The sequence below is a fragment of the Rickettsia endosymbiont of Seladonia tumulorum genome, assembly GCF_964030815.1.
Taxonomy (GTDB): Bacteria; Pseudomonadota; Alphaproteobacteria; order Rickettsiales; family Rickettsiaceae; genus Rickettsia.
Genome location: NZ_OZ034963.1, coordinates 1,112,176 through 1,132,630, shown reverse-complemented (window position 1 = coordinate 1,132,630; position 20,455 = coordinate 1,112,176). Strand labels below are relative to the sequence as shown.

The window sequence follows — 20,455 nt, the reverse complement described above, 5'->3', positions numbered from 1 at the left end:
TTAAGTATAATAGAAGATTTAGAAATTTCCATAATCTTTTAAGAAAATTTATGAATGCTACCAGTCAAGATTAGTTTTTGCAGCAAGTTCTATCGCTTGTTCTATAGTAAAATCTTGACCTAAAGGAAAAACAGCATAAGGATTTTCTATATTTCCGTTAAATCCTAGTTCTCCTAAAACTAAAGCTGATGCATCACAAGAAAAATCACTAGCCTCACCTTTTACGCTATTCGCAGCATCGTTAAGGGCGAGATTTGTAGGCCATTGATACCATATTGTAGTATGTGGGTTATATAATTCTTTAAAACCTGAAACGCCATATTTTTCAATTTGCTTAGCTATTTTCAAGGCATTTTCGTCTTGTGCTTCAATTTTGGGCTTAAGTGTTTCGAGAGTATTGCTTGCTCTTTCAAGTGGATGCTTGTGATATTCATTAAATGTATCAACTACTTTATTGTGCAAATCACATATTGCTTCATAATCTTTCTTGACCTTATCATTTTCATCAAAACGCTTAATATTTATATCAATCCATCTATCAGGTCCGGTAACTACTATTTCATTCTTAAAATTTAATGTGATATTTTTTGTGTTATAAGCTATATCTGCTAATTTAGCGGAGATTTTTGGTAAATCCAGAAAGTTATATACACCATGGTACAATGTAACATGGCATTTATTATGTTTATGCTCAAGACCTTGCGGTCCTAGTTGTTTAGCAAGTTTTGTATTTATATCTGTAAATTTTTGTGCTACTTCAGAGCTTGGTAAGATAGCTATCGCATATTCAACATAAGGATCTGTCATTAATTAACTCCATATAACATTATATCTTTAATGTAATAGGTTTTATTTAGATTAGCAACTTTTGTTTGAAATGTTTAATGGTGGAACACCATTATGATGTTATTGTGTGGATCGAAAGTCGTCTTCAATTTAGCGTTGTTGTATGGCTTGAAAAATACCCACTATGTCATTCCAGAGTGAGTCTTGCTTGCGTGGATACCAAATCGTCTGAGCTACGCGACTGCAAGGAGCGTGACAATCCAGAAAAAATAATAAAAAATGTTATAAAGTTAGCATTTTTTTACTTCCTTGCTTCGTCAATTACTTCGTAATTTCCTCGCAATGACGACTCTCGATCCACGCAACAATGCCTGCCGTGGCTTGGGAACTAGGTCCAGAAAAATAACTAAAAATATCAATATTATTGATATTTTTAACTGGATCCCGTGAATAAATCACGGGATGACAGGGCTGTAATGCCGACTCTCGATCCATAAAAAAGATAACCATTATTGTAGTATATTCTGAGTTTTTTTAATTCATCTTCTACTTTCGTCTCTAAGTTCTTTTATAGTATATAGTGCTAGTGTTTTATCTTTATTAAATTCCATTATTTGTTCAACTATATCTTCTGTTTTTATTTTGGGTTTTTTAGTTATTGGTGAAAGTACAGCAACCGGTGTATTATGCTTACAAATAGTAATTTGTTCTCTTCCTTTTATATTTCTAGTAAATGAAAAGTTAATAGACGAAGTTTTATTTGAAAAAGAGCTAGGAGTCTGTAGACTGAGGAACGGAGTGTACAAAAGTACATGAGTACCGAAAGGGCTACAAAGACGACTCAGCCAATTTTTCAAATAAAACGAGTATACACGTTGTATTAGATTAGAAAAATGTGTTTTTGCTTCTAACAGATTAATTTGATTAGATAAATTTTGCTTCATATAAGTGATATTATAAATAGACTAGCTTATACTAGCCTATTTATGATACCTTGTAAAGAGAAATTAATGTTGTTTATACAATCTAAGATTGTCTAACCATTTTTTCAGGTACTACTATTTTGTTAAATTCTTCTTCCGATAAAAGATTAAGTTTTTTTGCGGCTTCTTTTAAAGTAATTTCGTGCTTATGAGCTTCTTTAGCAATTTTGGCGGCATTATCATAGCCAATATGCGGATTAAGAGCGGTGACAAGCATTAAAGATTTATCACGTAAATCGTTAATACGGGTTATATTAGGCTCTATCCCGTCCACACAGTGAGTGACAAAGCTATTTGCGGCATCCGATAGTAGCTCGATAGATTGCAAAATATTATATATTATTACTGGTTTAAAGACGTTAAGTTCAAGATGTCCGTTTGAGCCGGCAATAGTAACTGTAACATGATTTCCCATAACTTGAGTGCAAACCATTGTTAAAGCTTCGACTTGTGTAGGGTTTACCTTACCTGGCATAATTGAAGAACCAGGCTCATTTTCTGGTAAATGCAACTCACCAAGACCACATCTTGGACCTGATCCGAGCAATCTTATATCATTGGCTATTTTCATCAAACTAACGGCTATAGTATTAAGAGTGCCAGAAAATTCTACAAGTGCATCATGGCTAGCCAAGCTTTCAAATTTATTAGGTGCTGTTTTAAAAGGTTGTTTTGTAAATTCTGCTACTTTTTCAGCAAATTTTATATCGAATCCTTTACGTGAATTGATGCCTGTTCCAACTGCTGTTCCTCCTTGGGCAAGTAGATAAACTTTTTTTAATGCGTCTTCTATTCTTTCTAAAGCATATTCTATTTGTGTAATATATCCGGAAAATTCTTGCTTAAGTGTTAGAGGAGTTGCGTCTTGTAAATGGGTGCGTCCAATTTTTATAATGCTGTCCCAATCTTTCGATTTATCTTGTAAAGCTGTGAGTAAATTATTTAAAGCCGGTATTAGCTTTTCTTTAGTTGCAAGCACGGTTGCTATATGCATAGCCGTTGGGAATGAATCATTTGATGATTGTCCTTTATTGACATGATCATTAGGATGTACAGGAGATTTACCACCTTTCATGCCGGTTAACTCCTCATTTGCAATAGAGGCGATTACCTCATTCATATTCATATTTGTTTGCGTTCCAGAGCCTGTTTGCCAAACTACTAAAGGAAAATTATTGCTAAATTCACCATTCAAAATTCTGCTTGCAGCTTTATCTATACTTTCAGCTATTTTAGGTTCTAGATCACCAAATTCGAGGTTAACTTTTGCAGCACATTTTTTTAATATAGCAAGGGAGCGGATTAGAATTTCTGGCATTTTTTGTTTGCCTATTTTGAAATTTTCTAATGATCTTTGTGTTTGTGCTCCCCAATAAAATTTGTCTTCTATTTGAATTTCCCCAAAAGAGTCGCTTTCTGTTCTATAGTTTGTCATAAATCGTTAAATGTTATATAATTATTTATTTTATTCATAAAATGATCACTGATGGCATTTAAATCTAATTGCTCGGATAATTTAGCAAAACTATAGTATAATTTGTCTTTAATGGAAGCTTTTTTTAAATTTTTGGCAATAAAACCGATTGTGTTTTCTATCATGATTAAAACTATAAAATTTTTGCCAATTTTCGTCATGTGCTTGTTCGGGTGATTGAGGGTAATCTGTATGTAACGGTTTAGCAATTACTGCTTTGCCTTGATATACTTCAAATAGTGTATCACTAATTAATTTTTCATGTTTTAAATTATTAATTACTTTGTCGAGAAAATTACTTAGAACAATATTTGTAATTTCTCTTTCTTTATACTCATCTAAGAATATATTAAGTTGCTTTTCAAAGCTCTTAATAATTTGTTTGTTTTGTAATATATTTTGTGACATAACGCTACCGATTAGAACTAAATTAATAATAGTAACGTGATAGAATAAATCTTATCTAATACTGAAAAAATAAAGAACAATGATAACGCAAATAGTAGTTTACGTTATCATTTTAATAAACATATATTTAAGTAGACTAAATATTTATAAGGAAGTAAATAAAAAACAATATTTGATTTGTTAAAAATATTTCAACTTTGTTAATGATCCCATAGTGAGTGAAAAATTATAGAAGCGGCATTTGATACATTAAGGCTTTCTACTTTATCAGAAATAGGAATTTTGGCTAAATGATCACAATTTTCTTGAACCAATCTTCGCATGCCTTTATCTTCCGAGCCGAATATTAAAGCTATTTTATCTGAAATTAATTTATCGGTAAAATAATCATTGGCTTCCCCAGTTAGCCCTATAACCCAAAAACCATGTTTTTTTAGGTAATTTATACAAGAGTTTAGATTGGTTACTTTAATAATTTTTATTAATTCTAAAGTTCCACAAGCTGCTTTAGCTATAGTGCCATTTTCATTAGGTGAATTATCTAGTGGTAAGATTATAGCATCTATATTAAAAGCTGCTGCACTTCGAATAATTGCCCCAATATTTTGTGGATCAGTTATTTGATCAAGAATTGCAATCTTACATTTTGGATTTTTTATGTTGATATCTTCTATATTATAGGAAAAAATTGGCTTAACTTTAGCAGCTATTCCTTGATGGGTTTGGTTTTCTAACAATTTAGATAAAACATCATTATTAACAATTTTATAAGGCTTGGAGCTTATTAATTTTTTATTTGTATCAAAGATCATTTGAGTGCATAAAATATCCTCAATTTGACGTTTTGGATTGTTAAGAGCTGAAAATACAGGATGTTTGCCATAAATATAGTAGTAATTTTTAGAATCCAGCTTTTTATTTTGCATGTTATTGAAAACCTTTGGTAATTTGTTCTTGACAGAAACTACTATTTATTATAGAAAGTTACAACTAAATAAATGTGCAAGCTGCTATTTGTTTATTTGATGATTCGGCGAGAAGTTTTATTAAGTCCTAATACTAATTTATATTGTCTTTTAAAGTGAATTAGTCTATTTAATACAGTAAAGTTCTTTAGGAGGGGTGGTCGAGTGGTCAATGGCAGCAGACTGTAAATCTGCCCGCGTAAGCGTTCGAAGGTTCGAATCCTTCTCCCTCCACCACTTGAATGGTTCAGGGAAGCATATCATTTTTTAAACTTATCATTTTATATTATAAATTATATTTAAAAATAAAATATAATCGTGTATAATTGTAAGTCTGAATAAAATTGGTGTTAGTTGCGGGTGTAGCTCAATGGTAGAGTTCCAGCCTTCCAAGCTGGCTGTGTGGGTTCGATTCCCATCACCCGCTCCATTAAATATAGTGGTGACAAATAAATTTAGCAAAAAACGCACTTTAAATTAACTTGTATTAAACTTAAAAAATTGTAAGAGAGTAAAAATATGGCAAAAGCAAAGTTTGAAAGAACCAAACCGCATGTTAATATCGGTACTATCGGTCACGTGGATCATGGGAAAACTTCTTTGACAGCAGCAATAACAATGGTGCTTGGAAAAGATAATAAAGATATCAAAGTTAAAAAATATGATGAAATTGATGCCGCTCCTGAGGAAAAGGAAAGAGGTATAACAATATCAACTGCTCACGTAGAATATGAGACTAAGAGTAGGCACTATGCACACGTAGACTGCCCAGGACATGCTGACTATGTAAAGAACATGATCACAGGTGCTGCTCAAATGGACGGTGCTATACTAGTTGTTTCTGCTGCTGATGGTCCAATGCCACAAACTAGAGAACATATATTATTAGCAAAGCAAGTTGGCGTACCTAAAATGGTAGTGTTCTTAAACAAAGTTGATATGGTTGATGATCCTGATCTACTAGAATTAGTAGAAATGGAAGTAAGAGAATTATTATCAAAATATGATTTCCCTGGTGATGAGATACCAATAATTAGAGGTTCTGCTCTTCAAGCTTTAGAAGGAAAGCCTGAAGGTGAGAAAGCTATTCATGAATTAATGGATGCAGTAGATAGTTATATACCACAACCTACTAGAGAAACTGAAAAGCCTTTCTTAATGCCTATCGAGGATGTGTTCTCTATTTCAGGAAGAGGAACAGTTGTAACAGGTAGAATTGAAGCTGGTAAAGTTAAAGTGGGTGAAGCTGTTGAAATAGTTGGAATAAAAGCAACTCAAACTTCTACATGTACCGGTGTTGAAATGTTTAGAAAGCTTCTTGATAGTGGCAAGGCTGGGGATAATGTTGGTATATTATTACGTGGTATAGATAGAGAAGCTGTACAAAGAGGACAAGTTCTTGCAAAACCTGGTAGTATAACACCTCACGATGAATTTGAAGCTGAAGTATACGTGCTTAGTAAAGATGAAGGTGGACGTCATACTCCATTTACCAATAACTATCGTCCACAATTCTATTTTAGAACAACAGACGTTACAGGTACAATAGAATTACCGGCTGATAAACAAATGGTTATGCCTGGTGATAATGCTACTTTCAAAGTTAAGTTAATTTCTCCTATTGCTATGCAGCAAGGTTTAAAATTCTCGATTCGTGAAGGTGGTAGAACAGTAGGTGCTGGTGTAGTTTCTAAAGTAATTAATTAGTCTATTTATGTTTTAAGATGTAAAAACATCTTGCTGTTTATAATTAAGGTTTGTTAAATGAAAAATAAAATCAAAATTCGTTTAAAGTCATTTGATCATCGTAGTCTTGATCAGGCTACTAAAGAGATAGTTAGTGCTGTTAAAAGAACATTTGCTAATATTAGTGGTCCTATTCCTTTACCTAGAAAAATTCAAAGATTTACCGTAAATAGATCTCCCCACGTCCATATAAAATCAAGGGAGCAATACGAAATTAGAACACAAAAAAGATTATTGGTTATAGATGATCCAAATCCAGCAGTTGTTGACGCTTTAAGTAAAGTTGATTTAACAGCAGGTGTTGATGTAGTGATTGAATTAGAGAGTGGGGAGTAATGAGAACCGGAATAATTGCTCAAAAAGTTGGGATGACTAGTGTTTTTAATAATAATGGGAAGAGAGTTCCATTAACACTAGTGAAAGTTGATGATTGCCAAGTAGTAGGACATAAAATTGCTGAAAAACATGGTTATAATGCTTTAGTTATAGGAATAAAAGATAAAAAAATATCTAGAGTAACTAAGCCTATGAAGCAAGTTTTTGCTAATGCTAAAGTGTCTCCTAAAACTAAATTAAAAGAATTTAGAATCTCTGAAGATAACTTTATCGATATAGCAGCAAGTTTAGAAGTAGATCATTTTACGGTAGGACAATTTATAGATGTAACAGCTACTACTATAGGTAAAGGATTTGCTGGTAGTATGAAGAGACATAATTTTAGAGGGCTTGAAGCTTCTCACGGTGTTTCAATATCACATCGTTCACACGGTTCTACTGGTCAAAGACAAGATCCAGGAAAAGTCTTTAAAGGTAAAAAAATGGCTGGACATATGGGGTGTAGTCAAGTTACTATCCAAAATTTAAAAATATTTGCAATCGATAAAGAGCAAGGGCTTATTATGATTCAGGGAAGTATACCGGGACATAAAGGTTCATATATTTCAATAAAAGATGCAATAAAAAAGATTTCAATAACTGCATAAAAATAACTATTTGTATAAAAGATTTTATATAAGACTGTATAGGTTGAAAAAAAATGAAAACTAAAATGTTAAATCTTGCTAATGAAGAAGTTGGTGAGATTAGTTTAAACGAAGATATATTTGCTGTAGAGTTTATTAGGGATGATATAATAAAGCAAGTTGTTGATTGGCAACGAGCTAAAGCAATGTCTGGTACACATAAAACTAAAACTGTATCAGAAGTATCCGGTACTACAAAAAAACCTTTTAAGCAAAAAGGTACAGGGAATGCAAGACAAGGTTCTTTAAGATCTGTACAGATGCGTGGAGGTGGTGTAATTCATGGTCCTGTAGTACGTAGCCATGCAACTAAATTACCTAAAAAAGTACGAAAACTTGGTTTAATTCATGCTTTATCCGAAAAATTTTCTGAAGGAAAATTACTAGTCATAGATTCTTTAAAATTAGAAACGCCTAAAACCTCTAATCTTGTTAATATATTAAATAAGTTTCAAGGTAAAAGCTTCTTTGTAATAGATGGCAATGAAGTGGATGTTAATTTTTCTTTAGCAGCACAAAATATTTATAATACAGTAGTTGTTCCGCAAATAGGTGCAAATGTCTATGACATAATAAGACACGAATATGTATTGTTATCACAAGAAGCAGTGAATGTTTTAGAAGAGAGGTTAAAATGAGTTCTTATAAATATTACGATTTAATTAGAAGACCTGTTATTACAGAAAAAACTACGCTTCTTTCAGAACAAAATAAATACACTTTTTATGTAGATAAACTTGCTGAGAAGCTTGTCGTTAAAAAAGCCATAGAAGAAATATTTAAAGTAAAAGTAAAAAAAGTAAATATCTTAAATGTCAAAGGTAAGAAAAAGAGATTTAAGGGAGTTATCGGACGTCAAGTTGATAGAAAAAAAGCTGTGGTAACATTAGAAAAAGATCATAATATTGATTTTGCCGGAGGAATTAAATAAATGGCTTTAAAAAGTTTTAATCCAATTACCCCTTCTTTGAGAGAGTTAGTTCAAGTTGATAGAACTAGTTTATGGAAAGGTAGACCTTTTAAGGCTCTAACTAAAGGGATATCTAAAACAGGTGGAAGAAATAATCAGGGTAGAATCACTTCTTGGCAAAGAGGTGGAGGTCATAAAAGACTATATCGTGTTATTGACTTTAAAAGAAATAAATTAGATATTTCTGCTATAGTTGAAAGAATAGAATATGATCCTAACAGAACTGCTTTTATTGCTTTAATTAAATATGAAGATGGTGAGCATGCTTATATTCTAGCTCCACAAAAATTAGTAGTAGGAGATAAGATAATATCAAGCAAAGATGCAGATATAAAAATTGGTAATTGTTTGCCTTTAAGATATATCCCTATCGGTACTACTTTACATAATGTTGAAATGAAAGTTGGTAAAGGTAGTCAAATTGCAAGATCAGCAGGTACGTCGGTAGATTTAGTAGGTAAAGATTCAGGATATGCACAAATTAAATTAAAGTCAGGTGAATTTAGATTAGTACCTTTAGATTGTATGGCTACGATAGGTACAGTATCTAATCCTGATCAAAAAAATATTAACTTAGGTAAAGCTGGTAGAAATAGATGGCTTGGTTGGAGACCTCATGTAAGAGGTGTGGCAATGAACCCTGTAGATCACCCGCATGGTGGTGGTGAGGGTAAAACCTCTGGTGGGCGTCATCCAGTTACTCCTTGGGGATTCCCGACGAAAGGTAAAAAGACGCGTAAAAATAAGCGTACTTCTAAGTTTATTATAAAGAAAAGAAAATAAATTTTTAAATTAATTAGGTATTAATTATGGCACGTTCGGTGTGGAAAGGGCCTTTCGTAGATGGTTATTTAATAAAAAAAGTTCAAAAATTAATGGAATCTGGTAAGTCAGAAATGATTAAAACCTGGTCTAGAAGATCAACCATTTTGCCTATTTTTGTTGGTTTTACGTTTTCTGTTCACAATGGAAATAAATTTATTCCAGTTTCTGTAAATGAAGAAATGGTTGGTAGAAAACTAGGGGAATTCTCTCCTACTAGAACATTTCATGGGCATGGAGCAGATAAAAAAGTTAAAAGAAAATAAAATCATATGGTACAGGAAAACAAAAATTTTGCCACGGCAAAAGCTAAATCAATTAGAGTTAGTCCAAGGAAATTAAACTTAGTTGCAGCTTTCATTAGAAACATGAAAGTTTCTGAAGCATTAGTGCAATTAACTTTTTCGCCAAAAAGAATTTCAAAAGTTGTAAAAGCTTGTCTGCAATCTGCTGTAGCAAATGCTGAAAATAATCTAGGTTTAGATATAGATAGATTAGTTATAACTAACGCAACAGTAGGCAAGGCTTTAGTAATGAAAAGAGTTATGCCAAGAGCAAAAGGAAGAGCTACTAGAATAAATAAGTTTTTTAGTAATCTTTATATAACTGTTACAGAAAAAGAGGATAATTAAGATGGGGCAGAAAGTTTGTGCACATGGTTTTAGGGTTGGACCGACTTTAATTAAAGGTTGGGATTCTGTATTTTATGCAGAAAAGCAGTATAAAACTCTTTTTATACAAGATTTAAAGATTAGAGAATTAGTTAATAAAAGTTTTACTCAAGCTCAAGTTAGCAGAATTTTAATTGAACGCCCTTCTAACAAAAGTATTATTATCAATATTAATGCAAAAAAACCGAATATAATTATCGGTAAAAACGGTAGTGAAATTGATAAGCTAAAAAAAGCCATTGAAAAAATGACTTCTTTAAGTGAAGTTTATATAAATATTCATGAAGTTAGAAAGTTTAATATAGATGCAGCTATAGTAGCTCAGACAATAGCATCGCAGCTTGAAAAAAGAGTATCCTTTAGAAAAGCAATGAAGACAGCAATTCAAGCTTCATTTAAACAAGGTGGACAAGGCATAAGAGTTAGTTGCTCAGGACGTCTTGGTGGAGCTGAGATTGCTAGAACAGAATGGTATATAGAAGGGAGAATGCCATTGCATACTTTAAGAGCAGATATTGATTATTCGACTGCAGAAGCTATAACTACTTATGGGGTTATAGGAGTTAAAGTTTGGATTTACAAAGGCGAGTATACCGAAAATAAAAGATATAATTAATTTTTAAGTATTAAAATGTTAGCTCCAAAAAAACAAAAATTTAGAAAAGCTCATAAAGGTAGAGTTGTTTCAAAATCAAAAGCAGGTACAACACTTGCCTTTGGATCATTTGGTTTAAAATCTATAGATGGTTGGCGTGTTACTGCTAGACAAATAGAAGCAGGAAGAAAAGCGGCTACTAGATGTATGAAACGTCAAGGAAGATTATGGATACGAATCTTTCCTGATCTTCCGGTTTCTAAGAAGCCTGCTGAAGTAAGAATGGGTAAAGGTAAAGGAAATCCTGAATTTTTTGCAGTAAGGGTATCACCTGGAAGAATTATGTTTGAAATTGAAGGGGTTGAGGAAGATGTTGCAGTTAAAGCTTTAGAGCTTGCAAGTGCAAAATTACCTGTTAGAACAAGGATAGTGAGGCGTTATGAATGATTTAAAATCATTAAGAAGTGAATTAACAAGTAAAACAATTGAAGATCTTTTTAAGCATCTTAATCTTTTAAAAAAAGAACTATTTAATTTAAGATTTCAGCAAACTTTGGGTGAATTAAAAAATACTAGTAGGTTTTCATTAGTTAAAAAGTCTATAGCACGTATTAAAACTGAATTAACAAAAAGATCTAGTAGTGGAGAGTAATTAAAATGCCTAAAAGAGTCCTACAAGGAGTAGTTATAAGTTCAAAAGCTGATAAAACAGTTACAGTAAAAGTAGAAAGAAGATTTAAGCATCCTATTTATAAAAAATTTATAAAAGTATCTAAAAAATACGCAGCTCATGATCCAAATAACAAGTTTCAAGAAGGCGATAAAGTTAATATAATTGAAAGTCGTCCTATTTCAAAAACTAAAATATGGGTAGTAATAAATGAAGAGTAAAGGTTTTATCCTTTGACTTTATTGGGAAAATTGTTTATTTTGTCTTTCGTGAATAAAATTGGAAGTGATATATGATTCAAATGCAAAGCATTTTGGAAGTGGCAGATAATTCCGGTGCCAAAAAAGTTATGTGTATTAAAGTTCTAGGTGGCTCCCATCATATGGTAGCAAAGCTAGGCGATGTTATAGTTGTATCTATTAAGGAAGCTATACCTGGTGGTAAAGTAAAAAAAGGTGACGTTTATAAAGGCGTTATTGTCCGCACAAAAACAGGGGTTGTAAGAGCTGACGGTAGTACAATAAAGTTTGACAAAAACGCATTAGTGCTTTTAAACAAACAAGATGAGCCTATAGGTACTAGGGTTTTTGGTCCTGTGACAAGAGAACTTAGAGCAAAAAAATATGTTAGAATTATGTCGCTCGCAGAGGAAGTGTTATAAATGATAAAATTAAAAGTAAAAAAGGGTAATGAAGTTATTATTATTACTGGAAAATACAAAGGGAAAAAAGGAAAAATATTAAAGGTTTTTCCTGAGCAAAATAAAATAGTTGTTTCAGGAATAAATTTAGTTAAAAAACATACTAAACCTACCCAAGTAAGCGAAGGCGGCATAATAACTAAAGAATTACCTATAGATATTTCAAATGTTGCACATGTTGATCCTAAAACTGGTAATCCTACTAAGGTAGCTTTTAAATTTTTAGAAGATGGTTCTAAAGTTAGAATAGCAAAAAAATCCGGAGAAATTATTGGTAAGGAAGGCAAATAATGTTAAGATTTAAAGAACTATATCAAAAGGAAATTATTAGCAATTTGCAAAAGGAATTTTCTTATAAAAATAAACATGAAATTCCAGCTATTGAAAAAATTGTTATAAATATGGGTGTAGGGGAAGCAATAGCTGATTCAAAAGTGATTGATAAAGCAGTAAATGATTTAACTTTAATCTCTGGTCAAAAACCTTTTGTAACTTCAGCAAGAAAATCTATTGCAACATTTAAGTTACGTGATGGTATGAAAATAGGTTGCAAAGTTACTTTACGTAAAGATAGAATGTATGATTTCTTAGAAAGGTTAGTAATTGTTGCATTACCTCGTGTTAAAGAGTTTCGTGGTTTTTCTTACAAAAGTTTTGATGGTAAAGGTAATTTTACTTTTGGACTAAAAGAACAGATAGTTTTTCCTGAGATTAATTACGATAAAATTGACACTATAAGAGGAATGGATATTACAATCGTTACATCTGCTAAAACAGATAAAGAAGGTAAATCCTTGTTATCAGGATTCAATTTACCTTTTTATAATTAAGTTTAAGGTATATAATGGCAAAAGTAAGTTCTATAAAGAAGAATGAAAAAAGAAAAAAATTATCACAAAGCTTACATAATAAGCGTGAGAAATTAAAAAATAAAATTTACGATAAGAATATTTCATTAGAAGAGCGTTTTTCTTTGGTAATGTCATTAGCACAATTATCTAGAAATTCATCAGTCACTAGAATTAGAAATAGATGTGAGCTTACAGGTAGACCAAGAGGGGTTATAAGAAAATTTGGCATATCAAGAAATAAACTCAGAGAATTAAGTGGCAGAGGTTTAGTTCCAGGGATAATTAAGTCAAGTTGGTAAAAATAATAGGTGAATAAATATGTCAATGACAGATAATGTAGCAGATATGTTAACTAGAATTAGAAATGCTTATAAAAGCAAACTAATAAATGTTTCTTTTCCTAGTTCTAAAATTAAAACTTCAATTTTAGAAGTGCTACAAAAAGAAGGTTATATAAAAAATTATACAAGTACTCCAAAAGATAACATTAGCTATACTGAGGTAACCTTAAAATATTCTGCTAATGGTGATGCTTCTATATGCGAGATTCATAGAGTGTCAAAGCCAGGAAAAAGGGTGTATTCTGCAATTAAGGACTTAAAAGGATACTATAATAATATGGGAATATATATTCTATCTACTCCTTATGGTGTTATGTCTGATAGAGAAGCTCATATTAAAAATGTTGGCGGTGAAGTAATTTGTAAAGTATTTTAAGGTAAAAAAATGTCACGCGTTGGAAAGTTACCGATTATTATACCTGAAGGTGTAAAAGTCGGGTTAAATGATTTAGAAGTAAAAATATCAGGACCTAAAGGTGAGTTATCAAAAAGCTTTAAAGGTAGCATAGGAATTTCATTAGCAGAAAATAAGCTTTTAGTAAAGCCATTATCTTCAAGTAAAAGTGCACGTGCTATGTGGGGTACAGCTAGAAGCATAATATCAAATATGGTTACCGGAGTTAAAGAAGGCTTTAAGTTAAAGCTTGAAATTAATGGCGTAGGGTATAGGGCAATGATGAAAGGTAAGTATTTAAATCTAATGCTTGCTAAAAGTCATAATACAAAAATTGAAATACCTTCACATATTAAAGTTGAAGTACCTAAGCAGAATATAATTATTCTTGAGGGTACAGATAAAGAAAAATTAGGGCAATTTGCTTCAATTATTATAAAACAAAGACCACCTGAACCTTATAAAGGAAAAGGAATTAAATTTGAAGATCAATTTATACCACGCAAAGAAGGTAAGAAAAATTAATTTAAGAGTTAAATATGCGTAGTGCTAAGCTAAAATTTGAAAAGAGAAGAAGTAGAATAAGACATAAAATAGCTAAAACAGCTAATAGAGCTAGATTGTCAATATTTAAATCAGGTAGACATATTTATGCACAGATTATTGATGATACTAAATCAGTAACAATTGCTTCTGCTTCAACTTTAGACGAAAAGATTAAAAAAATAAAAAAATCTCATTGTAATGTTGAAAATGCTACAAAAATAGGTGAATTAATAGCTGAGAAAGCTGTATCTTGTGGTGTAGAAGAGGTAGTATTTGATAGAAGTGGATATAAGTATCATGGTGTTGTAAAAGCTCTTGCTGATGCTGCTAGAAAAAAAATAAGATTTTAGTTTAAGGTTTAAAATATGTCTAAAGTTAGAAAAAACGAAGAAGCTTTAAGTGAAGTTTTAGTTGATGTAAATAGAGTTACAAAAGTAGTAAAAGGTGGTAGAAGATTTGCTTTTTCTGCTTATGTAGTAGTCGGTGATAAAGCTGGAAGAGTTGGAGCAGGTCACGGTAAAGCAAAAGAAGTAAATGAAGCAAGAGAAAAAGCAAAACAAGCTGCTAAAAAGAAAATGATGAAAGTATCTTTATATCAAAATAGAACAATTCATCACGATGTTATAGGCAGAAGTGGAGCAGCTAAGGTGGTCTTAAGAAGAGCTAAAGCAGGTACAGGCGTTATAGCAGGGGGGTCTATGAGAGCAATTTTTGATTCTTTAGGTGTTCATGATATTGTTGCTAAGTCGATAGGCTCAACAAATGTTTATACAATGATAGCTGCAACGTTTGATGCATTAAAAAAACTTTCGTCCCCAAAATCTATTGCTGCAAGAAGAGATAAAAAAATGAATGAAATTTTTATAAAATCTTCTGATATCCAAGTTAATGAATAATATTTTAAGGTAAGATGTATACGCTATGAATAATAAAAATTTAATTAATGATGTAAAAGTTACTCAAGTTAAAAGCAGTATAGGTCGTAAATATGATCAAAAATTAACATTAATTGGGCTTGGTTTAAATAAAATTAATAAATCTGTTGTTCTTAAAAATACTGATTCAGTTCAAGGTATGCTCAAAAAAGTAGGGCATTTATTAAAAATAGAAAATGTGTAATTAGAGTTTTTCAATGAAATTAAATGAATTATATAATAATATAGGTGCTAAAAAAAATAAGAAAAGAGTAGCACGTGGTATTGGTAGTGGAAAAGGAAAAACTGCTGGAAGAGGTGTTAAAGGTCAAAAATCTAGAGCAGGTGTTGCAATAAAAGGCTTTGAAGGTGGTCAAACTCCAATGATTAAGAGGCTGCCTAAGAGGGGCTTTAATTGTATCTCATCTAAAAAATATAATATTATTAATATTTATAATATTGAAGCAGCAATAGCAGAAGAGCGTTTAAATGCTAATGATGTTATTAATAAGGAAAAATTAATAGAAATTGGTTTAATTAATAAAAGTAATAAAAAGTTAGTAAAATTGTTATCTATTTGCAGTGATGATTTCAATTATCCTTTATCGTTTAAATTAGATTCTTATTCTTCTAAAGCTAAAGAAATAGTTGAAAAAGCAGGCGGAAAATTATTATAATTTATGAACCAAAATTTCTCTAAAAAATCTAGCAATGATTTAATTAATCGTATTATTTTTACTATTTTTGTTCTTATAATATGCAGATTTGGTTCGTTTATACCTATTGCAGGTATAGATGCTATTGCTTTAGGTAGTATTGCTGAAAAAAATCAGTCAGGGATACTTGGTATGTTTAATATGCTGTCAGGTGGTTCACTAGGCAGAATGTCCATTTTTGCTTTAGCGATTATGCCATATATAACAGCATCAATAATTATCCAGCTAATGTCTGTAGCATATAAGCCTTTAGAAAATTTGAAAAAAGAAGGAGAAGCGGGTAAAAGGAAAATAAATCAATTATCTAGATATTTAACAGTCTTGCTTGCTTCACTTCAAGCTTATGGTGTTGCAGTAAGTTTAGAGTCAATTGTAACAAATACTGGACCTGTAGTAATTATACCAGGGCTTTTCTTTAAAATTACAACAGTAATTACTTTAGTGGTAGGTACGATGCTACTAATGTGGTTAGGTGAACAAATTACACAACGTGGTATAGGTAATGGTACATCTTTAATTATATTTATAGGTATAATTTCCGGTGTGCCTAGTGCTATTATTAGTATGTTTGAACTATCAAGAAAAGGTGCATTATCACCTTTAGTTGCAATTGCTGTTTGTGCAGGAGTAGTTGTATTAATATCTGTAATAATTTTCTTTGAGAAAGCACAAAGAAAATTATTGGTTCAGTATCCTAAAAGGCAAGTAGGAAATAAAATTTATGGTGGTGATTCAACATATATGCCACTTAAGTTAAATACTTCTGGGGTAATTCCTCCGATATTCGCTAGTTCAATTTTATTATTCCCGGCTACACTGGCTAATTTTTCAAGTAGTAATTCTGAAATAATGAATATGCTTACTTATTATTTGGGTCACGGGAAGCCTATATATATATTATTGTATGTAGCATTGATAATGTTTTTTAGCTTTTTTTATACCGCAATAGTATTTAATTCTGAAGAAACTGCTAATAATTTAAGAAAATACGGTGCTTATATTCCTGGTAAAAGACCAGGAAAAAATACATCTGAATATTTTGATTATATACTTACTAGGCTTACGGTTGTAGGTGGTATATATCTAAGTATAATATGTATAATACCTGAGTTATTAATGAATAAATATGTTATTTCTCTTTCTTTAGGTGGTACAAGTTTTTTAATTGTAGTAAATGTAGTACTTGATACGTTGACTCAAATTCAAACTTACTTATTTAGTAGTAAATATGAAAGTTTAATGAAAAAAGTAAAATTAAAAATGAGTTAGAAGTGATAATAATTTTTTTAGGTCCTCCCGGTGCTGGAAAAGGAACTCAAGGAAAAAAAATAGCTGAAAAAATTCATTTACCACATATAGCAATTGGCGATATATTTAGATCAATTATTAAAACATCAAGTAAGGATGCTGAAGTAATTAATAGTTATGTTGAGCAAGGAAAGCTTATCCCTGATGAAATAGTTAATCATATAATTAAAAATTTTTTATCATCTTCTGATTATAAAAAAGGTTATATATTAGATGGATATCCTCGTAATTTAGAACAAGCTAAGTTTTTTGAATCATTTGTTACAGAAAAAATAAAAGTAATATATTTAAATGTTTCAGATGAATTACTAATTAAAAGAATTTTAGGCAGATATAGTTGTAAAAATTGCGGAAAAATATATAATGATTATTTTTTAAAGCCTAAGATTGATAAAATATGTGATGTTTGTAAATCAAGCGTATTCGAATATAGAAAAGATGATAATGAAGAAGTAATAAAAGAAAGAATTAATATATTTAAGACTGAAACTTATCCATTAATACAGCATTATAAAAACAATGATGATTTTTATATGATTGATGGAAATAAAAATGAAGAGCAAATAGAAGATCATATAGAGAAAGTACTAAAAATAAATTGACTTTAGTAAAGATTTTTATATTATTTTCTAGTTACCAGTAAAATTTTGGAGAATATTTGTGGCAAGAATTGCGAGTGTTAACATTCCCGATAATAAACGTTTAGTAGTAAGCTTGACTTATATTTATGGTCTTGGGACTACTATGGCAAAAACAATTTGTAAAAAAGCAAAAATATTAGAAGATAAGAAAGTTAAAGATCTTACTGATCAAGAACTAATAAGCTTACGTAATATTATCGAAAATGAATATAAAGTTGAAGGTGATTTAAGAAGAGAAGTAACGCTTAATATTAAAAAGAAAAAAGATATTAGAAGTTATCAAGGGCTTAGACATATACGTAAGCTACCTGTAAGAGGTCAGAATACTCATTCTAATGCTAGAACTAGAAAAGGTAAAGCTGTTGCAATAGCCGGAAAGAAAAAAGCTGTAAAATAATAGTTAAAGTAGAGTATAAACATAATGAATCAGACGGTTAAAGCTAAAAAAAAGAAAAAAACTATCACACTAGGTGTGGTACATATTAGAGCATCGTTTAATAATACTATTGTAACATTTACTGATGTTCAGGGTAATGCAATATCTTCTGCATCAGCCGGAGCTAATGGGTTTAAGGGAGCAAAAAAAGCTACACCTTATGCAGCTCAGATAACAATTGATAAAGCAGCTGAAAAAGCAAAAGAATACGGTCTAAAAACTATTTCTATTAGAATTGGAGGACCTGGTGCTCAGCGTGAATCTGCAATGAGAGCTTTATTTGGGCAAAATTTTGTAGTTACATCAATTTTAGATGTATCATCAATTGCTCATAATGGAGTAAAAGCACCAAAAAGAAGAAGAGTATAAGAAGCATAGGTATTAAATGTTATCGTTAAGTAAAAACTGGAACGCTTTAATAAAAACAGATAAAGTATCTTATGAGAGCTTCCCTGAGACTAATAATAAATCTAAGATTATAGTTGAGCCTTTAGAAAGGGGATTTGGTTTGACTCTAGGTAATGCTATGAGAAGAGTTTTACTTTCTTCTCTACAAGGAGCAGCGGTTACCTCTATAAAAATTCCTGGAATAGAGCATGAATTTTCTTCTATACCAGGTGTAAAAGAGGATATATCAGAGATAATTTTGAATGTTAAAGGCATAGAAATCAAAATGCACGTTGCAGAAAAACGTGTTATAAGATTAAAAGCAACAGGACCTGGTGCTATAACGGCTGGTATGATTGAAGCCGGACATGACGTAGAAATATTAAATCCTGATCATGTAATTTGCAATTTAGCTAAGAATAAACAATTTGAAATGGAATTAACTTGCAAAGTTGGTAAGGGGTACACACTTAGTACAAACAATAATGAGGATAATAACTTACCGATTGGTGAAATAGCTATAGATGCTTTATTTAATCCTGTAAAAAGTGTTACTTATAAAGTAGAAAATACAAGGATAGGTCAGGTCACTGACTATGATAAGTTAATTATGTTTGTTGAAACTAATGGTGATATATTACCTGAAATGGCGGTAGGCTTAGCTGCTCGTATTTTGCAAGAACAGCTTCAATTATTTATTTCTTTTGAAGAACAAGAAGAAGATAAACAAGTTAAAACAGATGCATTACCATTTTCTCCTTATCTACTTAAACGAGTTGGTGAATTGGAATTATCAGTTAGATCAGCAAATTGTTTAAAAAATGATAATATAATTTATATAGGTGATTTGGTAAAAAGAACTGAAGCTGATATGCTAAGAACTCCAAATTTTGGTAGAAAGTCCCTAAATGAGATTAAGGAAATACTTGCAAAATTTGGTTTGAGATTTGGTATGGAGGTACCAGATTGGCCGCCAGAAAATATACATGAATTATCTAAACGTTACGAAGATTCTTATAATTAAGGACAATAGAGATGCGACATAAAATTAAAGGTAGAAAATTAAATGTAACAAGTAGCCATAGAAAAGCAATGCTTGCTAATATGGCAGTATCACTTGTTACTCATGAGCAAATAAAAACTACTTTGCCAAAAGCTAAAGAATTAAGACCTTATATCGAAGTTCTAGTTACTAAGGCTAAGGATAATAACTTAGCAGCAAGAAGAAATATTCTATCAAAAATAAAAGATAAAAAAGCAATCGAGAAGCTTATAGATGTTTTAGGTGTTAGATACAAAGATAGACCAGGTGGATATACTAGAATAGTAAAAGCCGGATTTCGCTATGGTGATTTAGCTCCAATCGCATATATTGAATTTGTAGATAGAGATATTAATGCTAAAGGAAATATACCTCAAGATAATAGCAAAGAAGATATTAAAAGTAATAAAGGGACTAAATAATGGCTAATCATTCTTCAGCAAAGAAAGCTGCAAGACAAACAGTAAAAAAAACCTTAGTTAATAAAAGAAGAGCTAGTGCAATAAAAACTTTTGTGAAAAAGGTTTTACATGAAATTAATCAAGGTAATAAAGAAGAAGCTAACTCAGCTTTAGTAATTGCACAATCTAAGATAATGCAAGGTGTGAAAAAAAATATAATTAAGTTAAATACTGCATCAAGAAAAATCAGTAAATTATCAAAAAAAATAAAAACTATGAACTAAATTTAAATCATAAAAATAATTATATTATTTTTTAATTTTAGTTTTTATTTAATAAATTTATTCTTCATTGTATTTTATCTAATTAACTTTAAGTTAATAATATAGGGCGATTAGCTCAGTTGGTAGAGCATCTCGTTTACACCGAGAGGGTCGGCAGTTCGAGTCTGTCATCGCCCACCATATTATAATCAGCTTTCTAACACATCCTTACCTTATATATATTTTTTATATGCTGGCTTTATGCTGGTTTTCCCTCAATAAAATGGAGGAACTATGAATAAAATAGTTGTTCCTTTTTCTTTATCAGAGTCTTCCAACGATACAATTTTTTACGATATAGTAGGGAATTTTATACCGCCTGAATGGAAAAGTTTTAAGTAAA

At 31.0% G+C, this 20,455-nt stretch carries 32 protein-coding genes, 3 tRNA genes and 3 pseudogenes; 32 read left to right on the top strand and 6 right to left on the bottom strand.

Annotated features, from left to right (window positions below):
• Positions 1-57: 57 nt before the first annotated feature.
• From AAHF54_RS05625 to rlmB, 6 genes and pseudogenes are all read right to left on the bottom strand, one after another.
• Positions 58-807 carry a hypothetical protein gene (locus tag AAHF54_RS05625; protein WP_342169916.1) on the bottom strand — a complete coding sequence of 250 codons (750 nt, stop codon included), beginning with the start codon at positions 805-807 and terminating at the stop codon, positions 58-60.
• Positions 808-1,325: 518 nt separating this feature from the next.
• Positions 1,326-1,505: pseudogene (locus AAHF54_RS05620) on the bottom strand (type II toxin-antitoxin system Phd/YefM family antitoxin); the annotation flags it as partial.
• A 150-nt stretch (positions 1,506-1,655) separates the two neighbouring features.
• Positions 1,656-1,730 (bottom strand): annotated as a pseudogene (locus AAHF54_RS05615) (type II toxin-antitoxin system Phd/YefM family antitoxin); the annotation flags it as partial.
• Positions 1,731-1,812: 82 nt separating this feature from the next.
• Positions 1,813-3,204 (bottom strand): class II fumarate hydratase, encoded by a 1,392-nt coding sequence (gene fumC, locus AAHF54_RS05610; protein WP_341788300.1) that lies wholly within the window; start codon positions 3,202-3,204, stop codon positions 1,813-1,815.
• A pseudogene (locus AAHF54_RS05605) lies at positions 3,201-3,651 on the bottom strand (hypothetical protein). Before AAHF54_RS05605 ends, fumC begins: the two are co-directional and overlap by 4 nt.
• Positions 3,652-3,851: 200 nt before the next feature.
• Positions 3,852-4,577, bottom strand: coding sequence for a 23S rRNA (guanosine(2251)-2'-O)-methyltransferase RlmB (gene rlmB / locus AAHF54_RS05600; RefSeq protein ID WP_341788299.1), 726 nt, complete (start codon positions 4,575-4,577; stop codon positions 3,852-3,854).
• A 190-nt stretch (positions 4,578-4,767) separates the two neighbouring features.
• On the opposite strand from rlmB, the gene AAHF54_RS05595 reads away from it, so the two are divergent.
• The 32 genes from AAHF54_RS05595 (at position 4,768) to AAHF54_RS05440 (ending at position 20,253) form a co-directional block, all read left to right on the top strand.
• Positions 4,768-4,853, top strand: a tRNA-Tyr gene (locus AAHF54_RS05595).
• A gap of 119 nt (positions 4,854-4,972) precedes the next feature.
• A tRNA-Gly gene (locus tag AAHF54_RS05590) sits at positions 4,973-5,046 on the top strand.
• Positions 5,047-5,135: 89 nt separating this feature from the next.
• Entirely contained in the window at positions 5,136-6,323 is a 1,188-nt protein-coding gene (gene tuf, locus AAHF54_RS05585) for an elongation factor Tu (RefSeq protein WP_342169915.1), read from the top strand.
• A gap of 57 nt (positions 6,324-6,380) precedes the next feature.
• The gene (gene rpsJ / locus AAHF54_RS05580; protein ID WP_341788297.1) at positions 6,381-6,698 is read left to right on the top strand and encodes a 30S ribosomal protein S10; all 318 of its coding nucleotides are present in this window, start codon (positions 6,381-6,383) and stop codon (positions 6,696-6,698) included.
• Positions 6,698-7,345, top strand: coding sequence for a 50S ribosomal protein L3 (gene rplC, locus AAHF54_RS05575; RefSeq protein ID WP_342169914.1), 648 nt, complete (start codon positions 6,698-6,700; stop codon positions 7,343-7,345). The genes rpsJ and rplC overlap by 1 nt, the downstream gene beginning before the upstream one ends.
• A gap of 53 nt (positions 7,346-7,398) precedes the next feature.
• Complete coding sequence (rplD, locus tag AAHF54_RS05570; RefSeq protein ID WP_341788296.1) at positions 7,399-8,022, top strand: 50S ribosomal protein L4; 624 nt, start codon at positions 7,399-7,401, stop codon at positions 8,020-8,022.
• A complete protein-coding gene (gene rplW / locus AAHF54_RS05565) occupies positions 8,019-8,315 on the top strand; it encodes a 50S ribosomal protein L23 (RefSeq protein ID WP_341788295.1) in 297 nt (98 codons plus the stop codon). Before rplD ends, rplW begins: the two co-directional genes overlap by 4 nt.
• A complete protein-coding gene (rplB, locus tag AAHF54_RS05560; RefSeq protein WP_341788294.1) occupies positions 8,316-9,137 on the top strand; it encodes a 50S ribosomal protein L2 in 822 nt (273 codons plus the stop codon).
• Between the two features lie 26 nt (positions 9,138-9,163).
• A complete protein-coding gene (gene rpsS, locus AAHF54_RS05555; RefSeq protein ID WP_011477717.1) occupies positions 9,164-9,442 on the top strand; it encodes a 30S ribosomal protein S19 in 279 nt (92 codons plus the stop codon).
• 6 nt (positions 9,443-9,448) lie between these two features.
• Positions 9,449-9,808: a 50S ribosomal protein L22 gene (gene rplV / locus AAHF54_RS05550; RefSeq protein WP_011477716.1), complete on the top strand. Its 360-nt coding sequence runs from the start codon at positions 9,449-9,451 to the stop codon at positions 9,806-9,808.
• Between the two features lies 1 nt (position 9,809).
• Positions 9,810-10,463: a 30S ribosomal protein S3 gene (rpsC, locus tag AAHF54_RS05545; RefSeq protein WP_011477715.1), complete on the top strand. Its 654-nt coding sequence runs from the start codon at positions 9,810-9,812 to the stop codon at positions 10,461-10,463.
• A gap of 15 nt (positions 10,464-10,478) precedes the next feature.
• Entirely contained in the window at positions 10,479-10,889 is a 411-nt protein-coding gene (gene rplP / locus AAHF54_RS05540) for a 50S ribosomal protein L16 (RefSeq protein ID WP_341788292.1), read from the top strand.
• The gene (rpmC, locus tag AAHF54_RS05535) at positions 10,882-11,094 is read left to right on the top strand and encodes a 50S ribosomal protein L29 (protein WP_341788291.1); all 213 of its coding nucleotides are present in this window, start codon (positions 10,882-10,884) and stop codon (positions 11,092-11,094) included. Before rplP ends, rpmC begins: the two co-directional genes overlap by 8 nt.
• A 5-nt stretch (positions 11,095-11,099) precedes the next feature.
• Positions 11,100-11,333: a 30S ribosomal protein S17 gene (rpsQ, locus tag AAHF54_RS05530; protein WP_341788290.1), complete on the top strand. Its 234-nt coding sequence runs from the start codon at positions 11,100-11,102 to the stop codon at positions 11,331-11,333.
• A 71-nt stretch (positions 11,334-11,404) separates the two neighbouring features.
• The gene (gene rplN / locus AAHF54_RS05525) at positions 11,405-11,773 is read left to right on the top strand and encodes a 50S ribosomal protein L14 (RefSeq protein ID WP_011477711.1); all 369 of its coding nucleotides are present in this window, start codon (positions 11,405-11,407) and stop codon (positions 11,771-11,773) included.
• Positions 11,774-12,103, top strand: coding sequence for a 50S ribosomal protein L24 (rplX, locus tag AAHF54_RS05520; protein ID WP_341788289.1), 330 nt, complete (start codon positions 11,774-11,776; stop codon positions 12,101-12,103).
• The gene (rplE, locus tag AAHF54_RS05515) at positions 12,103-12,642 is read left to right on the top strand and encodes a 50S ribosomal protein L5 (RefSeq protein WP_016948267.1); all 540 of its coding nucleotides are present in this window, start codon (positions 12,103-12,105) and stop codon (positions 12,640-12,642) included. The genes rplX and rplE overlap by 1 nt, the downstream gene beginning before the upstream one ends.
• A 14-nt stretch (positions 12,643-12,656) precedes the next feature.
• The gene (gene rpsN, locus AAHF54_RS05510) at positions 12,657-12,962 is read left to right on the top strand and encodes a 30S ribosomal protein S14 (RefSeq protein ID WP_341794455.1); all 306 of its coding nucleotides are present in this window, start codon (positions 12,657-12,659) and stop codon (positions 12,960-12,962) included.
• A 19-nt stretch (positions 12,963-12,981) separates the two neighbouring features.
• Positions 12,982-13,380: a 30S ribosomal protein S8 gene (rpsH, locus tag AAHF54_RS05505; protein WP_011477707.1), complete on the top strand. Its 399-nt coding sequence runs from the start codon at positions 12,982-12,984 to the stop codon at positions 13,378-13,380.
• Positions 13,381-13,389: 9 nt separating this feature from the next.
• On the top strand, positions 13,390-13,923 hold the full coding sequence (gene rplF, locus AAHF54_RS05500; protein ID WP_341794453.1) for a 50S ribosomal protein L6: 534 nt from the start codon (positions 13,390-13,392) through the stop codon (positions 13,921-13,923).
• A gap of 14 nt (positions 13,924-13,937) precedes the next feature.
• On the top strand, positions 13,938-14,294 hold the full coding sequence (rplR, locus tag AAHF54_RS05495; protein WP_341788286.1) for a 50S ribosomal protein L18: 357 nt from the start codon (positions 13,938-13,940) through the stop codon (positions 14,292-14,294).
• 15 nt (positions 14,295-14,309) lie between these two features.
• Entirely contained in the window at positions 14,310-14,840 is a 531-nt protein-coding gene (rpsE, locus tag AAHF54_RS05490; RefSeq protein ID WP_011477704.1) for a 30S ribosomal protein S5, read from the top strand.
• Positions 14,841-14,865: 25 nt separating this feature from the next.
• Positions 14,866-15,063, top strand: a complete 198-nt coding sequence (gene rpmD / locus AAHF54_RS05485) for a 50S ribosomal protein L30 (protein WP_341788285.1) — start codon at positions 14,866-14,868, stop codon at positions 15,061-15,063.
• 13 nt (positions 15,064-15,076) lie between these two features.
• Positions 15,077-15,535: a 50S ribosomal protein L15 gene (gene rplO / locus AAHF54_RS05480; protein WP_341788284.1), complete on the top strand. Its 459-nt coding sequence runs from the start codon at positions 15,077-15,079 to the stop codon at positions 15,533-15,535.
• A gap of 3 nt (positions 15,536-15,538) precedes the next feature.
• Positions 15,539-16,843, top strand: coding sequence for a preprotein translocase subunit SecY (gene secY / locus AAHF54_RS05475; protein WP_341794452.1), 1,305 nt, complete (start codon positions 15,539-15,541; stop codon positions 16,841-16,843).
• Positions 16,844-16,845: 2 nt separating this feature from the next.
• On the top strand, positions 16,846-17,484 hold the full coding sequence (locus tag AAHF54_RS05470; RefSeq protein WP_342169913.1) for an adenylate kinase: 639 nt from the start codon (positions 16,846-16,848) through the stop codon (positions 17,482-17,484).
• A gap of 58 nt (positions 17,485-17,542) precedes the next feature.
• The gene (rpsM, locus tag AAHF54_RS05465) at positions 17,543-17,920 is read left to right on the top strand and encodes a 30S ribosomal protein S13 (protein ID WP_011477699.1); all 378 of its coding nucleotides are present in this window, start codon (positions 17,543-17,545) and stop codon (positions 17,918-17,920) included.
• Between the two features lie 24 nt (positions 17,921-17,944).
• A complete protein-coding gene (gene rpsK / locus AAHF54_RS05460; protein ID WP_011477698.1) occupies positions 17,945-18,328 on the top strand; it encodes a 30S ribosomal protein S11 in 384 nt (127 codons plus the stop codon).
• A 16-nt stretch (positions 18,329-18,344) separates the two neighbouring features.
• Complete coding sequence (locus AAHF54_RS05455) at positions 18,345-19,370, top strand: DNA-directed RNA polymerase subunit alpha (protein WP_342169912.1); 1,026 nt, start codon at positions 18,345-18,347, stop codon at positions 19,368-19,370.
• Between the two features lie 11 nt (positions 19,371-19,381).
• A complete protein-coding gene (rplQ, locus tag AAHF54_RS05450; RefSeq protein ID WP_011477696.1) occupies positions 19,382-19,810 on the top strand; it encodes a 50S ribosomal protein L17 in 429 nt (142 codons plus the stop codon).
• Positions 19,810-20,073, top strand: coding sequence for a 30S ribosomal protein S20 (rpsT, locus tag AAHF54_RS05445; protein WP_011477695.1), 264 nt, complete (start codon positions 19,810-19,812; stop codon positions 20,071-20,073). Before rplQ ends, rpsT begins: the two co-directional genes overlap by 1 nt.
• A gap of 104 nt (positions 20,074-20,177) precedes the next feature.
• Positions 20,178-20,253: transfer RNA gene (locus AAHF54_RS05440), tRNA-Val, on the top strand.
• The last annotated feature ends 202 nt before the right edge of the window (positions 20,254-20,455 follow it).

Bases quoted from the DNA above. Each gene is read 5' to 3' on its own strand.
- AAHF54_RS05625 (WP_342169916.1), bottom strand. From the start codon at position 807: ATGACAGATCCTTATGTTGAATATGCGATAGCTATCTTACCAAGCTCT.
- fumC (WP_341788300.1), bottom strand. From the start codon at position 3,204: ATGACAAACTATAGAACAGAAAGCGACTCTTTTGGGGAAATTCAAATA.
- rlmB (WP_341788299.1), bottom strand. From the start codon at position 4,577: ATGCAAAATAAAAAGCTGGATTCTAAAAATTACTACTATATTTATGGC.
- tuf (WP_342169915.1), top strand. From the start codon at position 5,136: ATGGCAAAAGCAAAGTTTGAAAGAACCAAACCGCATGTTAATATCGGT.
- rpsJ (WP_341788297.1), top strand. From the start codon at position 6,381: ATGAAAAATAAAATCAAAATTCGTTTAAAGTCATTTGATCATCGTAGT.
- rplC (WP_342169914.1), top strand. From the start codon at position 6,698: ATGAGAACCGGAATAATTGCTCAAAAAGTTGGGATGACTAGTGTTTTT.
- rplD (WP_341788296.1), top strand. From the start codon at position 7,399: ATGAAAACTAAAATGTTAAATCTTGCTAATGAAGAAGTTGGTGAGATT.
- rplW (WP_341788295.1), top strand. From the start codon at position 8,019: ATGAGTTCTTATAAATATTACGATTTAATTAGAAGACCTGTTATTACA.
- rplB (WP_341788294.1), top strand. From the start codon at position 8,316: ATGGCTTTAAAAAGTTTTAATCCAATTACCCCTTCTTTGAGAGAGTTA.
- rpsS (WP_011477717.1), top strand. From the start codon at position 9,164: ATGGCACGTTCGGTGTGGAAAGGGCCTTTCGTAGATGGTTATTTAATA.
- rplV (WP_011477716.1), top strand. From the start codon at position 9,449: ATGGTACAGGAAAACAAAAATTTTGCCACGGCAAAAGCTAAATCAATT.
- rpsC (WP_011477715.1), top strand. From the start codon at position 9,810: ATGGGGCAGAAAGTTTGTGCACATGGTTTTAGGGTTGGACCGACTTTA.
- rplP (WP_341788292.1), top strand. From the start codon at position 10,479: ATGTTAGCTCCAAAAAAACAAAAATTTAGAAAAGCTCATAAAGGTAGA.
- rpmC (WP_341788291.1), top strand. From the start codon at position 10,882: ATGAATGATTTAAAATCATTAAGAAGTGAATTAACAAGTAAAACAATT.
- rpsQ (WP_341788290.1), top strand. From the start codon at position 11,100: ATGCCTAAAAGAGTCCTACAAGGAGTAGTTATAAGTTCAAAAGCTGAT.
- rplN (WP_011477711.1), top strand. From the start codon at position 11,405: ATGATTCAAATGCAAAGCATTTTGGAAGTGGCAGATAATTCCGGTGCC.
- rplX (WP_341788289.1), top strand. From the start codon at position 11,774: ATGATAAAATTAAAAGTAAAAAAGGGTAATGAAGTTATTATTATTACT.
- rplE (WP_016948267.1), top strand. From the start codon at position 12,103: ATGTTAAGATTTAAAGAACTATATCAAAAGGAAATTATTAGCAATTTG.
- rpsN (WP_341794455.1), top strand. From the start codon at position 12,657: ATGGCAAAAGTAAGTTCTATAAAGAAGAATGAAAAAAGAAAAAAATTA.
- rpsH (WP_011477707.1), top strand. From the start codon at position 12,982: ATGTCAATGACAGATAATGTAGCAGATATGTTAACTAGAATTAGAAAT.
- rplF (WP_341794453.1), top strand. From the start codon at position 13,390: ATGTCACGCGTTGGAAAGTTACCGATTATTATACCTGAAGGTGTAAAA.
- rplR (WP_341788286.1), top strand. From the start codon at position 13,938: ATGCGTAGTGCTAAGCTAAAATTTGAAAAGAGAAGAAGTAGAATAAGA.
- rpsE (WP_011477704.1), top strand. From the start codon at position 14,310: ATGTCTAAAGTTAGAAAAAACGAAGAAGCTTTAAGTGAAGTTTTAGTT.
- rpmD (WP_341788285.1), top strand. From the start codon at position 14,866: ATGAATAATAAAAATTTAATTAATGATGTAAAAGTTACTCAAGTTAAA.
- rplO (WP_341788284.1), top strand. From the start codon at position 15,077: ATGAAATTAAATGAATTATATAATAATATAGGTGCTAAAAAAAATAAG.
- secY (WP_341794452.1), top strand. From the start codon at position 15,539: ATGAACCAAAATTTCTCTAAAAAATCTAGCAATGATTTAATTAATCGT.
- rpsK (WP_011477698.1), top strand. From the start codon at position 17,945: ATGAATCAGACGGTTAAAGCTAAAAAAAAGAAAAAAACTATCACACTA.
- AAHF54_RS05455 (WP_342169912.1), top strand. From the start codon at position 18,345: ATGTTATCGTTAAGTAAAAACTGGAACGCTTTAATAAAAACAGATAAA.
- rplQ (WP_011477696.1), top strand. From the start codon at position 19,382: ATGCGACATAAAATTAAAGGTAGAAAATTAAATGTAACAAGTAGCCAT.
- rpsT (WP_011477695.1), top strand. From the start codon at position 19,810: ATGGCTAATCATTCTTCAGCAAAGAAAGCTGCAAGACAAACAGTAAAA.